The following is a 13363-nucleotide window of genomic DNA, read 5'->3' on the forward strand; positions in this document are numbered from 1 at the left end:
GCGGGACAAGGCGCGGAGGCAGAGTGCTGTTCACGGTCGTGGAGCGGGGCCAACGACAACCGAAGGGTGTACGGTCCCAGGCCCTACTGGTCAGAGATGCATGGAACGACTACGGCTTCGTCACCATGTTCCACCTCGTGATCTACGACGAGGACGGACGCCGCCACGGGATCGGCGAGGTGAAGATCGGCGAGCTGGGGATGCACCCAGGGCGAGATCAGAGCAACGAGGGCCCAGGCCGCGTTGCGCGCATGCCTGAGAGCTTCGAAGAACTCGGGGAGCGGCACTTTTCCTTAGGCCAAGATGACTCGTACTACGAACGCCTGCGTCAACTCGGCGACAGCATTCGCGTGCTAGTCCTGACTGCGCTCAAGGACATAGCCTTCGACGAGAGCATCTTCCACCGCGTCCAGCACGAGCAAGTGACACGCGATTCACTCATGCGGTTCTTGAAGCCAACCGCCGTTGAGGAGCAGTTCCGCCGCATCGCTCAGGGCGGCGTTCGAGTCTCAGGATTCCAGGTGGCCTACGAGGCGCCAGTCCCCGCTGGAGGCGGGGGCAAGTCGGTGATCCTTCCGTTCGAGGTGTCTCCAAACTCGCGACCGTCCACGAACATCCATGTGCTGACCGGCCGCAACAGCGTCGGCAAGTCCTACCTCCTGAACAGCCTGACACGCTGTGTGGGCGACTACGAAGCTCCTGAGGAAGACGTCGGCCGCATCATTGAGTACAACCGAGGCACTCGCAGGTCCTTCGCGAACCTGGTCAGCGTCACCTTCAGCGCCTTCGATGAGTTCCCGCTCATCCACGACGACGATGTGGCCATCTCCTACGCCTACGTCGGGCTGAAAATCCCCACTGGCGGATCGCGTGCGCCACGGGTAAAAACATCTGGCCAGATCAAGAAGGACTTCGCAGACAGCGTGGAGGCCTGCCTGACTGGGGAGCGGTCAGATCGATGGGCTAAAGCCCTGCGAACCTTGCAATACGCTGGCAGCGGCCTCCTAGACGAGACATGGCTGGCGGACTTCCAGGCCACCCGAAGCGCGAATGTCCGCCGGCGCAAAGCGCGGCAGTTGTTCACTAGCCTCAGCTCGGGTCACAAGGTTGTTCTGCTAACCATGACGCGCTTGGTCGAGCACGTCACGGAGCGTTCGCTGGTGATCATCGATGAACCCGAATCCCACCTGCATCCGCCACTGTTGGCGGCGCTCATACGCGCTTTGTCCGACCTGCTCACGGACCGCAATGGTCTGGCGGTCATCGCCACGCACTCGCCCGTGGTCCTCCAGGAGGTGCCCGCGTCCTGTGTGTGGAAACTGCGACGCCACGGCAACCAGTTGGTCGCCGACCGCCCCACCATCGAGACGTTTGGTGAGAACGTCGGCGTCCTCACCCACGAGGTGTTCGGGCTCGAGGTGACCGACTCCGGATTCCACCGTGATCTGAAGGCTGCGGTTCGCCAGGGGCTTTCGTACGAACACGTTCTCGGACGGTTCAACGGCCAACTTGGTGGCGAGGCCAAGGCCGTCGTTCGATCCCTCATCGCTGTCCGAGACTCAGACGGACCCGGCATTACGGAGCGGCGGATCTGATGTGGACTCTGCCAGTCCCTGAACTCTCGGCCCGCACGGTCTACCTGACCTGCATCAGCAAGTCCCGGCCGAAGGCCAAGACTCGCCTGAAGGCACTGGAAGAGGACGTGGTCAACGCCGCTGACCGGTTCGAAACCGCAGCCGTGGCGGCTGCCCTCCACACGCTGACGGACCTCAAGGCCAAGCCTACCGACAAGGCCGACAGAACCGAGCTGAGGAAGAACTACACGCAGCGTATGTCCCGCAAGGGCAATCCAGGAAGGGACGAATACGACAAGCTGAAGGCCGCCGCGCCCTTGGGACGTTGCCCTCTGTGCGGTCACCGGGATGTAGAGACCCTCGACCATCAGTTGCCAAAGACGGCGTATCCGCTGCTGTCTGTCGTGCCGTTCAACCTGGTTCCCGCCTGCCGTAGCTGCAACACTGTGAAGGGTGAGACCGCTCCGGCGAGTGCGGGTGAGCAAACGCTCCACCCCTACTTCGATGACGTCGGCAAAGAGAAGTGGCTCTTTGCCCACGTCCATGAAGTTGCCCCCGCAGCGGTCGAGTTTTACGTGAAGCCGCCAGAGGCGTGGGACACCGTCCTCACGACGCGGGTTCACGAGCACTTCCGAGTGTTCGGGCTCGCGTCCCTTTACGGTTCGCAGGCAGCTCGAGAAATGAGCAGCCTCCGATACATCCTCAAACGCAAGGCCCCGTCGATGGTCGGCGATCACCTACGGGACGAGGCCGCGGGCTTGGCTGAGGAAGATCCGAACCTGTGGCGGGCCGCCATGTACCAGGCTTTGGCTGACAGCTCCTGGTACATCAATGGCGGCTTCGCTGCGGAGTAGCGTGCTCGGGCCGGAGACTGCTAGCCGGGCCCCGCCGAGGTCAGATCAGTGACATCTGCTCGCCCTCGCCAGCTCTCTTCGGCGGCACGTACTCCGGTGGGGCGTTCGGCGCGTTGCGCTCCGTCCGGAGCCACCAGGCGAACTGGTAGTTGCGGCAGGTGCGGAAGCGGTAGGACTTCCGGCGTGGTTCGCTCTCGGGGATGCTGTCTTCGCCCCATCCGGTGATGGGGCGAGCATTGTCGATGTGGACGAACAAGCCGGGCACAAGGGCGGGGCCCTCCCACTGCTCACCCGGCGCGGCTTCGAAGGCTATGTGCGCGTTGTCGCTCCACTTCCATGGGTTGGGCAGCGCGCACAGGTACCAGGCCAGGGGCGGGTTGTGCTCGGGCAGTTCGAGGATCTGGTGCCGGCTGCGGACATCTACCCGGGGGCGGTCGGGTTGACCGAAGCTGCGCAGGCAGTGCTGATCGAGGGCCACATGCCGCACGCCTGCCAGCCACATGATGTGGTACCGAGTTCGTGATTCAATTTGCACCTGTATTCGCTGCGGCATGCGCTCCCCATTTACCCGTTTAATTGCCGAGAGATTCATTCCTCTCTACTATCAATTTTATCAAATTTCCCACCAATTCCAGATGCCTGCCATGCCTAAATCCGTTCGGGTAGGGCATATTGAATTCCTCCTCGAATGCCTTCTCGTATTCTTCTTTGGGAAGCGCGATGGGGTGGCGGCACGTGGCCTTGAGGTTGGAGCCGCTGAGGTCGCTGACCTGCACATCCTCGAAGTAGCGGCGAAGCAGCGGCTCCAGGGTTTCGGGCGTGTGGAAGCGGAGCTTCTGCCATTTCCCTTTGACGAAGTTCATCTCCACGTTGTCGTCGTCGAGGAAGCTCATCTTCGTGGTGGCTGTCTGAGAGGTGACTCGCTTGGCCTGCTCGTCCCGGAGTTCTCGGGCCAGGCTGCGCGTGCCGAGGCACACGACTCCATCTGCTGCGCAGAGGGCGTTGACGGTGGTCATCACCCAGTGCTGGTAGTCGAGGGATGTGGTGGCGTTGATGACGGAGTCGAGGACCACCACGTCGTAGAGGCCGTTGGTCTGGATGTCCTGGCTGATGTCGCGGATCATGCCGACGACGGCGCGGATGTCCACGGCGTACGAGCCGTCCCGGCAGCGGTAGGGCTCGTAGTCGTGGATGTTGAAGCCCTTGGCGCGCAGGTGCTTGGCGTAGTCGCCGTACCCGGCGCCGAAGTCCACGACCCTGTGCGTGGGCTTGAGCCATGGCGTGACCAACTGGTCCCAGGTCTCGGAGCCGTAGGCGAGCTTTCCGGCCTTGGCTTTGGAGGAGAACTTCCGGAGTCTCTTGGGCTGCACGATGTGCTGGTTCCACACCGGGGCCTTGCTCTCGATGGCCGTCCAGTCGTAGACGCCGTATTCGCCGGTGAGGTCGGCGTGGAGTTGGGCGGCGTCGGCCGACGTCACGGTCCAGGCCAGGACGTCGAAGCGGGAGATGGAGGCGACGACGGCGTATTCGGCGTTGAGGACGATGCGGCCCTGGTCGTCGATGACGACGCTGCCCCAGGGGCCGTGACCGGCGGTCATGTGGCCGATGGCGTTGACGAAGGAGAGGTTCTTGCGTTCGGCGACGCGGATGGACTGCCACGGTATCCACGACCAGGCGCCGATCGTGCCGGGCTCGGCGTGGACGATGCTGGCTTCTGTCTCGACTCGGTTGTGCAGCAGGTTGAACTGGATCTCGTCCTGCAGTCTGACCTTCGTGCCGAGCATGACTGCGGGCGTGTGCGTCAGGCCGATGGCCTGAAGTCCCTTGGTTCTCTGGTGGCCTGCGACCAGCGTGCCGTCGGCGTTGAGGATGACCGGCTTGACGACGCCGTGGCGGCGCAGTGAAGCCTGGAGCCGGACGAACGCCTCCTCGCTGAGGCGGCGCGGGTTGTAGTCGGCGGGGCGAAGCCGGTCGAGCGGGTACGCCTCGTAGAACGTCGTGGTGGGTGCGCTGCTCATTCGGGCGCGCCCTCCTCGTGAGCGTGCTGGAGGACGTGCCAGCCGAAACCGAGGTCGCTGTTGGTGTCGTCCACGAACTTCGTGTAGATGCCGTTGAGGGCTTCGACCTCTTCGGAGGTGATCCGCACCCGCTTGGATTCCCACTGGAGGTAGCCCCACTGGAGGTAGTCAACGGTGGCTGCGGCTCCGGTGCCCGCGCCGTCGGAGGTGAGCTCCAGCGTCTCGGGGAGGGAAGTGTCGTCCAGGAGCCGGTCTACGCTCTCGCGGTCGTACCCGGTGCCGGCGAGGTCCGGGATCTCGGAGAGGATCTCGGCCAGGAGCTCGGAGTCATATCCGGCGAGGTCGTTGGTCCGGTTGTCGACGACGACGATTCGGGCCGCCGCGTCGTCATCGACGTCGACCCAGGTGGCGGCGATCTGCTCCCAGCCGAGCTGCTGGGCGGCCGCGTAGGTGTGGTTGCCCGCCAGGATCTCGTTGCGGCGGCCGGTGTGCGTGCCCTTATTGACGACGATCGCACGGTACTGGCCGTTGACGGTCAGCGATTCGGCGATGGAGGGGAGGTCGCCGTTGCGCGGGTTCCGGTAGTACGGCGCGAGGTCCCCGATGGGGACGGCGAGCGGCAGGAGCAGTTCGGGGATGTGGGCGGGCGTCGGGGTCACGGGGCGTCCCTTGTGTAGGCCGTTCCCCGCGCCCTACATCTGCTCACATTAGACGATCTACGCCGCGCCACGGCGGTCACGGGAGTGAGGGTTCGGCTGATAGCCAGTCTTCGACGCCTCGCCCACATCTGAACGTGCTGGATGGCAACGGCCATGAGCGCGCAACTGGGGAAGGCCAGGAGGCCGGCGAGAAGGGCCCCGCCGCCGCCGAGCTGCACGACCACCCAGGCGACGAGCGCGATGGCTGCCATGAGCAGGACGGCTATCGCGTCGGCGGCGAGGCGAAGGACCGTGCGTATCACCGGTTGTTGCAGCCGCAGATGCCGGTTGGCAGGCACCAGGAGTCGCAAGCGTTGCACCACACTGCTCCCGGTACGGGGGGCGTCTTGCGGTCTGGCTTGGCGGGCAGTGCCTGATTGGCGGTCATTCTGCGTGTCGCTTTCGTCGTCGGGGTGTTGCGGCTGCTTCGAGTGCCTCGAGGTGCCGGGCTGCGTCGGGGTCCGGGCCTCCTTGGGATTCGAAGCCCGGGTCACGTTCAGCGAGTGCCTTGATCGGTGGGCCGTCTCGCTCGGCAATAAGACGCTCGTACAGCTCGCGATCCTCTGGGTTCCCGGTGAAGTCCTCTGTGGTCATGACGCTCCTGAGTGCACGGGGACCCGCCCCCGGCGTGAGGCGGGGGCGGGTCCGGTCGTGATCGTGGATCTTGGCGACGCTCCAGGCGGCTCCGCTTAGGTGCGGGGCCAGTGCCTGGCGGGTAGGGCGCGGGGGATTGGCCACCCGCCAGGCACCGAAGGGGAGTGCCGCATGCCACGGCACGTTGGCGGGCCGGTTCCTCGGCTGTGGCCGTTCCCGCCAACAATATAGACCGTATCACTCTCTAGTGTTGGGATCTATCTCACTCGCTGGCGGTCTTGGCCTTGACGGCGAGGAGAGCCGCTTCGAGTTCGACCAGCCGGGCCGTGATCATGATGGGAAAGCGCACGTATACCGACCCGCCGGCGTGGCCCAGGAGTTCGGCCGCCGCCTGGAAGGTCAGGTTGCTCGCCTTGTCCAGGGCCGTCTGGTCGTTGTTGCGCCGCGCCTTGAGCAGGTGCTTCGCGGCCTTACGGACGAGTGCAGCCGCCTCGGAGTCGTACTCCTCCAGAGCGTCGGCCGAGGCCGGTACGTCGAACAGGTTGCGGTTGATGTTGCGCATGGTCGGGATGGGGTTCATCACTGTGGGTCTCCAGAGAGAAGGGGGGCGGCCCGTATACGGGCCGCCCCGGGATTGACAGGTCAGGCTGCGACGGCGACGGGCTCGGCGTCGTCCGCCTCCGCCGGGCTCTCCGGCTCAGCGTCGACGTCGGCGCCCTCGGTCTCCGGGACGGGCTCGGCCTGCGCCTCCGGCTCGGCGCCGTCCGCCTTCGGGTCCAACTGGGCGAGCACGGCGTCGGCCTCGGCCACCAGGTCGGGCGCCGCCGCGTCGGGGTTGACCATGATCTCGCTGGCGTCGGCGTGCGCCTTCGCCTGGCGGAGCTGGAAGCGGGCCTTCTGGAGGCTGGCAGCGACTCGGTCCATCTGCTCCACCCGCTTACCCACCTCCCCCGCCAGGGTGCGGGCCAGCTCCATGGGGTCCGCCTTGCCGATGGCGTCCAGCAGCTCGCACACGCGCTCGATCTCGTCGAGGTCGCTCTTGGTCTTGGCCTGCGCCCTGCTGCGCTGGGCCTTCTCCTCGGGGGTCATCTCGTCGACGTCGACCATGGAGTCCTGCTGGGCCGCCTTCTCCTGCTTGCGCATGGCGTAGGCGATGTGGACGAGCTGGTTGTCGCTCTTGTCGCCTTTCTTCCAGTCCTCGAAGACGGCCTTCTGGTTGTCCTTCGCGAGGGCGGCGATCTGCACGGCAGCCTGGGTGCCGATGTGGCCGAGGTCCACCGCCGACTGAATCTCCGGGCGCAGGGCGAGGAGCGCCAGGCGCTGGTTGACGTACTGGACCGACTTGGAGAAGGTCTTGGCGACGCTCGCGACGTCAGCCCTCTCCTCCTGGTCCAGGACCTTCTTGAAGCCGCGCGCCTCCTCCAGGGGGAGCATGTCCTCGCGGTTCAGGTTCTCGGCCATCGCCTTCTTGAAGGAGTCCATGTCGCTGATCTCGGCGTCACCCTCGGACAGCAGGATCTTGGTCTCGATGGTGATGTTGCCCGCCATTTCGTTGGCGCGGAAACGGCGCTCGCCGGCGACCAGCTCATACCCGCCCTCGTCGACCTTGCGAACCACGATCGGCTGGAGGAGGCCGTGCTCCTTGATCGAGTCGGCCAGCTCCTGAAGCGCCTCCTGGTTGAAGGTCTCGCGGGGCTGGTTCTCGTTGCGGCGGATCTGGCGCATCTTCAGGGTGGCGTACTTGTGCGGCATTTTGACTCCAAGAGGTCGGTGGGGGTTTCTTCTCTCCCCCTTCCTTGTAGTTCTATTCTATATGCATTCAGAGGGGGAGTCCATAATCTTTGAGAAGTTTTTGCAGGCCAGACGCGTAGGTGCGGACCCCACAGGGTCCGCACCCAATGATCACTTGCGCGACTTAGCGCGCGACGGCACCGCTGAAGCACCCGGCGTCACGGTCGACCCGCTTCGGGTCGACGATCGACAGGGCCCCCAGTGCGTCACGCGCGGCCTCCTCGTCCAGGGCGACGTTCTCCATGCCATTGGACTCCCTCAACCGGGCCAACACACGGTCCAGTTCAATCCCCACCCGTACCTCCGCGTTGCAGCGTCCCGCCCCCAACGAGCCGCGGTTCAATTAGATCCCCACACAGACACGTCAGCGGCACATATCGAGGGGTTTAGGGCGCCGGTCACGATCTTGCACCCGAGGAGGCGGTAGAGGGGTGGCGGCCCCGCATGCCAAGTACGCGCTTACTGCGACTGTCGTTACAGATCTTGCTTCGAGCGGTGACCCATTGTCAACCAGCATAGACATTAGCCTGCCCCGCCAGTCACTCTTGCCTCACAGGGATACTGAACGTGCACCGCAACACGCCGTCCACTGCCAGGCCGGGCCTGCCGAATCACAAGGAGTAGCCAGCACCATGTCGCTCGGCCCGGACACGCCTCTCTCCAGCAAGCTCGCTGTGCTGCTCAGAAGGAAGCTCGGAGCAGACGGGAAGACCCCGAGTACGCGTGCCATCGCTGCCGCCACCGCCAAGACCCCTGGCGACAAGCCGGCGATGACCCATCAGGTCGTCAACGACCTCCTGAATGGAGACAAGTCGAACCCGACGGTCGCGCAACTGATCGGTCTCGCAAGGGCGTTGGACTCTCCGGCAGCTTATCTACTCCCCGGTTACAACGGTTTGACCTCCCTATCGGTCTACGAGGAGCACCAAGACGCCCGCGAGGCACTTCGGCTACTCCATGACCTGGGCGAAGCCGGGGCTGCTGAACTTCTGGAGGCTGCACGTGAGATCCGTCGCCGACACGGACACAGCGATCTCGCCGTCCCAGAAGTCCCCGAGCCTCTTCCCCCAGCCGCCGAACCGCCGCGGCCGGGCCGGCGGAGGCGCCTCAGCTTCACCGAAGCGGCCGAGCGGGCCGTCTCTGATCTGGAAGGAACCTGAACCAAATGGACGGCGTCGTCTTCGGCTTATGTGCTCTGTTCGGCTTAGCGGGCACCGTGCTCTCCGCCCGCGAGGCCTGGCGCCAAGGCGCCCGAAACGAATACCGCATAGCGCGCTTCGCCCGAGCCGTAGCATTCGGCGTCTGCACCGTGGGCGTGGCCCTGGCCGTGCCGGCGGTTGAGGACTTCGTCGAGTCCGCGACCGGTATGAACAACGCGGCCAAGCTCGGGGCGCACATCTGCGCGGTCCTGTGGTGCGGCAGCCTGCAGCTCATGCTCGTGGACTGGTCGTACAACCAGGAGGTGTTGAAGGCCAGCCTGTACGCACGTGTCGCCTTCGCGGTGTGCGTCCTCGCGGCGATGCTGCCACTGTTCGTCAACACCACGGACGAAAGCGTGGAGTTCACGACCGAGTACGCCAAGGTGCCAGGCGTCACCGTCTATCTCGTGGTCTACCTGGCCTATGTCGCGATCACCTGCGGCGAGATCGCGTTCCTATGCTCCGGGATGGCTCTCGTTGCTCGGCGAGGCGGACATACCTGGTCAGCCCGCGGGCTCGCCACGTCAACGATTGCGGCCCTTCTCGGAGTTGCTTACGCCGCCAGCAAGGGGTCGTACCTGGTGACCCACTACCTGGGACACCCCTGGCCACTGCGGCACGAGGAGATCGTCTCGCCAGTCCTGGCCGGTCTCGCTGTGGTCTCGCTGATCACCGGACTGACCATGGCGATGATCGGCAAGCGGCTCGCTTCCTGCAAGGCGGCAACCTCAGCCGCCTGACAAGCTCGACAGCTTGCGCCAGTGCAGGACGACACGGCCAGGCTCGACTGTGCGGACACCGCGGGCGCTCGCAGGGAACACCTCGACGTTCTCCAAGAGGAGCATGGCGATGGCCTTCTTCGACGCGGTCGGCGCGGTGTTCCACCACCTCACCAGATCCTTGGCGTTACCCAACGAGAAGCTCGCCATCTGCTCCGCGTACCGGAGACGTGAACGAGTGGACTTGAGGTTCGCCGTGATCTCGCGGTCAGCGGCCACGAACGCGTCACTGCTGATCCGGCGCTGGCCGTACAGCGTCCCGGCCTCAGTCCGGCGTGCCTCCAGGTCCCCGATCTCCTGATTGAGGTCCTTGACCTGCTTGCGTACGGCGGCCCTGGCCTTGAGGATCTGGTCTCGGATGCCGGGCTTGAGGAGTTCTGCCACGACATACTCTCCGACGTAGTTCTCCAACAGCTCGGCATCAATCCGGACCTCGCCGCAGCCGCCGCGCCCATCCTTGTCCTTGGGACGGCAGCGGTAGCCGGGCGTTCCCGCGTTGGTGCGAGCACCCTGAAGAGCCTGCGTGCACTTGCCGCAGGTGCTGGCTCCGCCGACCAGAAGGTAGTCGTACGGCGGTTCTGCGTCCGCCGTCTTCCGGCTCTGCTCCCGCTCCTGAAGGGCCTCGAACTCCTCGCGCGTGATGGCGCCGGGGTGGCCGGCGTCAACGAGTTCGCCGTCCTCGTCGTAGCGCAGCCCGGCAATTGCAGGATTACGGAAGAGGCGTCCGACTGACGCGTCCTTCCACTCCCCGCCCAGCGTTCCCCGGTAGCCCTCACCGTTCGCCCACACAGCGACGTCCTGATTGGACTGACCGGCCAGGGCCCGACTCACCATCTGGCGAAGCGGGTCCACTTCCTCGTCGCGTAGCCGACGACGCGACTGATCGTCGAAACCGTAGAGCCGTGGCATGCGGTGGTCCGTTCTCTTCTCGTGCGCCCTGTGGCCACCCGACCCTAGGGTCACAGCACGTTGTCCGAGCTGTGACCCAGGAAGATCGGCGACCCAAGAGCTACACAGATCACCGCGCTGGTGGCGTCACACCAAGCACTCGCCAAAGCGCAGCCGTAGGGACTCTCACCGTGCTGCCCAGAGGAAGTGTCTGCACGGGGAAAGACCCCATCTTGATCAAGTTGTAAGCCTTGTGCGTACCGATCCCGAGCGCCCGCGCAGCCGTCGTGACGTTCACGGTCGGCGGCAGCGCGAGTAGTTCTTCCAAGGTCATCTGGCCGACCCCGGAGTCCGTAGCTACAGAAGCGTCCTTCGTTGTCATTCCCGTTGTCGCGATCTCCCCCGCGCCAACGTGCCATAAGGATACGCCAACACTGAAGTGTTGGGGCAAGATAGACATCGGTTCGACAAGGACCGACACAGAAGGTCCACAAGTGAAGGCCACGAAGGGGAGAAGCGTGTCAGAGGCCAGCTACTTCCGGCGCTGCCAGTGCAAGGCGCCGGCGACAGACGACTCCGGGGAGCCCATATTCAACGACGACGGCTCAGCGAAGCTGCGGGACATCGGGCTGACATGTCCCGATCTCAGGCGCAAGGGCCACGGTACCTGGTACTTCTCGATCGACCTGGAGCCCGGCGAGAACGGCAAGCGACGTCGCATCAAGCGGGGCGGATTCGCCACCAAGGACAAAGCCAAGGCTGAGGCGAAGAAGGTCGCTCGCGACTCCGACCACGGCACCGACGTACTCAGCAATGCGACCGTCGGCGAGGACCTCAGAGCATGGCTCAAGCGAAAGAAGGCTCTGGCCCGCACAACGCGCCACAGCTACGAAGAGCACGTGGCCAACTACCTCGCACCGCACCTGGGCCACGTCAAGCGGCGAGACCTCAAGCTCCGTCACGTCGAGGCGATGTTCGACGCCATCGAGAAGGAGAACGCCGAACGGATGCTGCATCACGCCCGAGTGGTTGAGCTCCGGAACGCCCGTGACACGGCCTACACGACGTGGGTACGCGCGGCCGGGAAGAAGGAGGAGCGGCGCCTCACCCGCCGAGCCTGGCTTGATGCCAACGCCGCGCTGAAGGCGGGCCGCAAGGGAATGCGCAAGATCACCAGCGCCGCGACGATGCACCGCATCAACGCCACCCTCAGCTCGTTCCTCAACAGCGGGATCAAGCGGGGCGAGTACACGACCAACTGGGCCCAGATGGTCGAGCTTCCAGCGGCGAAGCGGCCCAAGCCGCTGGTGTGGACGCCAGAAAGAGTCGAGCAGTGGAAGCGGACGGGCGGGAAACCGGGTCCAGTCATGGTCTGGACTCCCGAGCAGACCGGACAGTTCCTGGACTTCGTCAGCGACGACCGGCTGTACCCCCTATGGCACACCTTCACCTTCCTAGGCCCCCGACGCGGCGAGATGTGCGCTTTGCCGTGGCAGGAGGTGAGCTTGACCTCTCCATGGATGCGCATCTCCGCGCAGATCGTCGAAGTCGCCTACCGCCTGTACGGGGAAGACCCCAAAGCAGACAGCGTCCGCACCATCTCACTCAGTGCGGAATCGGTCGAGGTGCTGCGCGCGTGGCGGGCCGCCCAGGCGAAGGAACACGAGCAGTGGTCGGGACAGGACGCCTGGGTCGAATCGGACCGCGTTTTCACGCAAGAGAACGGAGAGTCCTACCACCCTGACTGGATCAGTCGACGCTTCAAACGGCTGGTTGAGTTGTCCGGGCTTCCGCCGGTCCGCCTCCACGACCTCCGGCACATTTCAGCCACTCTTTCCCTTCTCGCAAAGAACGACATCAAAGTGGTCCAAGAGCGTCTGGGGCACAGCTCACGTCAGATCACGTCGGACACCTACACCAGCGTCCTGCCGCAGCTGATGCGGGCAGAAGTCGAATCGACTCTCTCCGTGGTGCCTCGCGAGGCGGCTCTTGCCTACGAGGTCGTTCGGCCCTTGACGATTCCGGCGAGGATCTTCAAGCACGACATGGCCGTGCTCTTCGTCCACGGCGCCAGCAACGGCGGCCTCTGGACCATCGGACTCCAGACCCGCGCGAAAGGCGCCGTGCTCGGAAAGATCCGGACTACGGCCCGCACACCGGAACAGGCGGCTGCGGCGGCGGAGAAGTGGTTGCAGGACTACTGCGCGAGCACCGGGTTCAAGATCGCCCATGTGGAGAACTGGAACGATCGTCTCCCAGAAGAGCGACGGCCGCACGCGATGCTCAGCCGAGTCGTGATCGACCGGGCGGCGGGGACAAACGCTGCCGACTGGGCTCCGCCGCAGCCACCGGCACCAGATTCCAGCGATCAGGCGGACTCAGAAGAGAGGCTGCCCAAGAAGGCTGCGTGACTCGTAGCTGCGGGCTTCACTCCCTTGTGGTCCCTGGGTGGTCCCTGGGACACCAATGAGTGACAGGCAAGGGCCGTCAAGATCCTCAAGTCAGCCGACCCGCCAACTAAGTGGCTGGTCAGAGGCCTTCTACCCCCGTAGCGCGAAGTGGGGCGGGTGGGACTCGAACCCACGGCCGACGGATTATGAGTCCGCTGCTCTAACCGGCTGAGCTACCGCCCCGTCTACGGCGCGTCGCGCACATTTGTGCGCGCCGTCTGCCGCAGCATAGCCGCTCATACGATCTCCTGCTTCGGATGGTCGGCTACGCACGACCATGAGGACAACGCCGCAGGCTGCGCGGTTCCGCCGGACATGAAAAAGGACCCCTGAGGGTCCTTTTCCGCTGCTCTCCCGACTGGACTCGAACCAGTAACCTGCCGGTTAACAGCCGGCTGCTCTGCCAATTGAGCTACGGAAGATCGAGCTCCCCCGACTGGACTCGAACCAGTAACCTGCCGGTTAACAGCCGGCTGCTCTGCCAATTGAGCTACGGAGGATTGTCTCGCTGCATCGAA

At 64.7% G+C, this 13363-nt stretch carries 12 protein-coding genes and 3 tRNA genes; 6 read left to right on the forward strand and 9 right to left on the reverse strand.

Annotated elements, in window-relative coordinates:
• Nucleotides 1–23 precede the first annotated feature (23 nt).
• Nucleotides 24–1595, forward strand: a complete 1572-nt coding sequence (locus ACGFNK_RS01435) for an AAA family ATPase (protein ID WP_393410801.1) — start codon at nt 24–26, stop codon at nt 1593–1595.
• A complete protein-coding gene (locus ACGFNK_RS01440) occupies nt 1595–2428 on the forward strand; it encodes an HNH endonuclease (protein WP_393410803.1) in 834 nt (277 codons plus the stop codon). The genes ACGFNK_RS01435 and ACGFNK_RS01440 overlap by 1 nt, the downstream gene beginning before the upstream one ends.
• A gap of 40 nt (nt 2429–2468) precedes the next feature.
• Here the strand turns inward: ACGFNK_RS01440 and ACGFNK_RS01445 are convergent, their stop codons facing one another.
• The 3 genes from ACGFNK_RS01445 to ACGFNK_RS01455 form a co-directional block, all read right to left on the reverse strand.
• Nucleotides 2469–2930, reverse strand: a complete 462-nt coding sequence (locus ACGFNK_RS01445; RefSeq protein ID WP_393410805.1) for a hypothetical protein — start codon at nt 2928–2930, stop codon at nt 2469–2471.
• A gap of 70 nt (nt 2931–3000) precedes the next feature.
• Nucleotides 3001–4446, reverse strand: a complete 1446-nt coding sequence (locus tag ACGFNK_RS01450; RefSeq protein ID WP_393410807.1) for a ParB N-terminal domain-containing protein — start codon at nt 4444–4446, stop codon at nt 3001–3003.
• Entirely contained in the window at nt 4443–5105 is a 663-nt protein-coding gene (locus ACGFNK_RS01455; RefSeq protein ID WP_393410809.1) for a ParB/RepB/Spo0J family partition protein, read from the reverse strand. The genes ACGFNK_RS01450 and ACGFNK_RS01455 overlap by 4 nt, the downstream gene beginning before the upstream one ends.
• 134 nt (nt 5106–5239) lie before the next feature.
• On the opposite strand from ACGFNK_RS01455, the gene ACGFNK_RS01460 reads away from it, so the two are divergent.
• The gene (locus ACGFNK_RS01460; RefSeq protein ID WP_393410811.1) at nt 5240–5521 is read left to right on the forward strand and encodes a hypothetical protein; all 282 of its coding nucleotides are present in this window, start codon (nt 5240–5242) and stop codon (nt 5519–5521) included.
• 479 nt (nt 5522–6000) lie between these two features.
• On the opposite strand, the gene ACGFNK_RS01465 is transcribed toward ACGFNK_RS01460, so the two are convergent.
• Together ACGFNK_RS01465 and ACGFNK_RS01470 are read right to left on the reverse strand one after the other, a co-directional pair.
• Nucleotides 6001–6318: a hypothetical protein gene (locus tag ACGFNK_RS01465; protein WP_393410813.1), complete on the reverse strand. Its 318-nt coding sequence runs from the start codon at nt 6316–6318 to the stop codon at nt 6001–6003.
• Between the two features lie 62 nt (nt 6319–6380).
• Nucleotides 6381–7490, reverse strand: coding sequence for a ParB/RepB/Spo0J family partition protein (locus ACGFNK_RS01470; RefSeq protein ID WP_393410815.1), 1110 nt, complete (start codon nt 7488–7490; stop codon nt 6381–6383).
• Nucleotides 7491–8161: 671 nt separating this feature from the next.
• Between ACGFNK_RS01470 and ACGFNK_RS01475 the strand changes: the two genes are divergently transcribed.
• Both ACGFNK_RS01475 and ACGFNK_RS01480 read left to right on the forward strand, forming a co-directional pair.
• Nucleotides 8162–8689, forward strand: coding sequence for a hypothetical protein (locus ACGFNK_RS01475; RefSeq protein ID WP_393410817.1), 528 nt, complete (start codon nt 8162–8164; stop codon nt 8687–8689).
• 5 nt (nt 8690–8694) lie between these two features.
• On the forward strand, nt 8695–9468 hold the full coding sequence (locus ACGFNK_RS01480) for a hypothetical protein (RefSeq protein ID WP_393410819.1): 774 nt from the start codon (nt 8695–8697) through the stop codon (nt 9466–9468).
• Here the strand turns inward: ACGFNK_RS01480 and ACGFNK_RS01485 are convergent.
• Complete coding sequence (locus ACGFNK_RS01485) at nt 9457–10416, reverse strand: recombinase family protein (RefSeq protein ID WP_393410821.1); 960 nt, start codon at nt 10414–10416, stop codon at nt 9457–9459. The two genes, ACGFNK_RS01480 and ACGFNK_RS01485, sit on opposite strands and share 12 nt — an antisense overlap.
• 266 nt (nt 10417–10682) lie before the next feature.
• Between ACGFNK_RS01485 and ACGFNK_RS01490 the strand changes: the two genes are divergently transcribed.
• Entirely contained in the window at nt 10683–12806 is a 2124-nt protein-coding gene (locus tag ACGFNK_RS01490) for a tyrosine-type recombinase/integrase (RefSeq protein WP_393410823.1), read from the forward strand.
• 148 nt (nt 12807–12954) lie between these two features.
• Here ACGFNK_RS01490 and ACGFNK_RS01495 read toward each other — a convergent pair.
• From ACGFNK_RS01495 to ACGFNK_RS01505, 3 genes are all read right to left on the reverse strand, one after another.
• Nucleotides 12955–13028, reverse strand: a tRNA-Ile gene (locus ACGFNK_RS01495).
• A 166-nt stretch (nt 13029–13194) separates the two neighbouring features.
• Nucleotides 13195–13267: transfer RNA gene (locus ACGFNK_RS01500), tRNA-Asn, on the reverse strand.
• 5 nt (nt 13268–13272) lie between these two features.
• A tRNA-Asn gene (locus ACGFNK_RS01505) sits at nt 13273–13345 on the reverse strand.
• Nucleotides 13346–13363 lie beyond the last annotated feature (18 nt).

The sequence above is a fragment of the Streptomyces sp. NPDC048825 genome, assembly GCF_043198355.1.
Classification (GTDB): domain Bacteria; phylum Actinomycetota; class Actinomycetes; order Streptomycetales; family Streptomycetaceae; genus Streptomyces; species Streptomyces xiangluensis.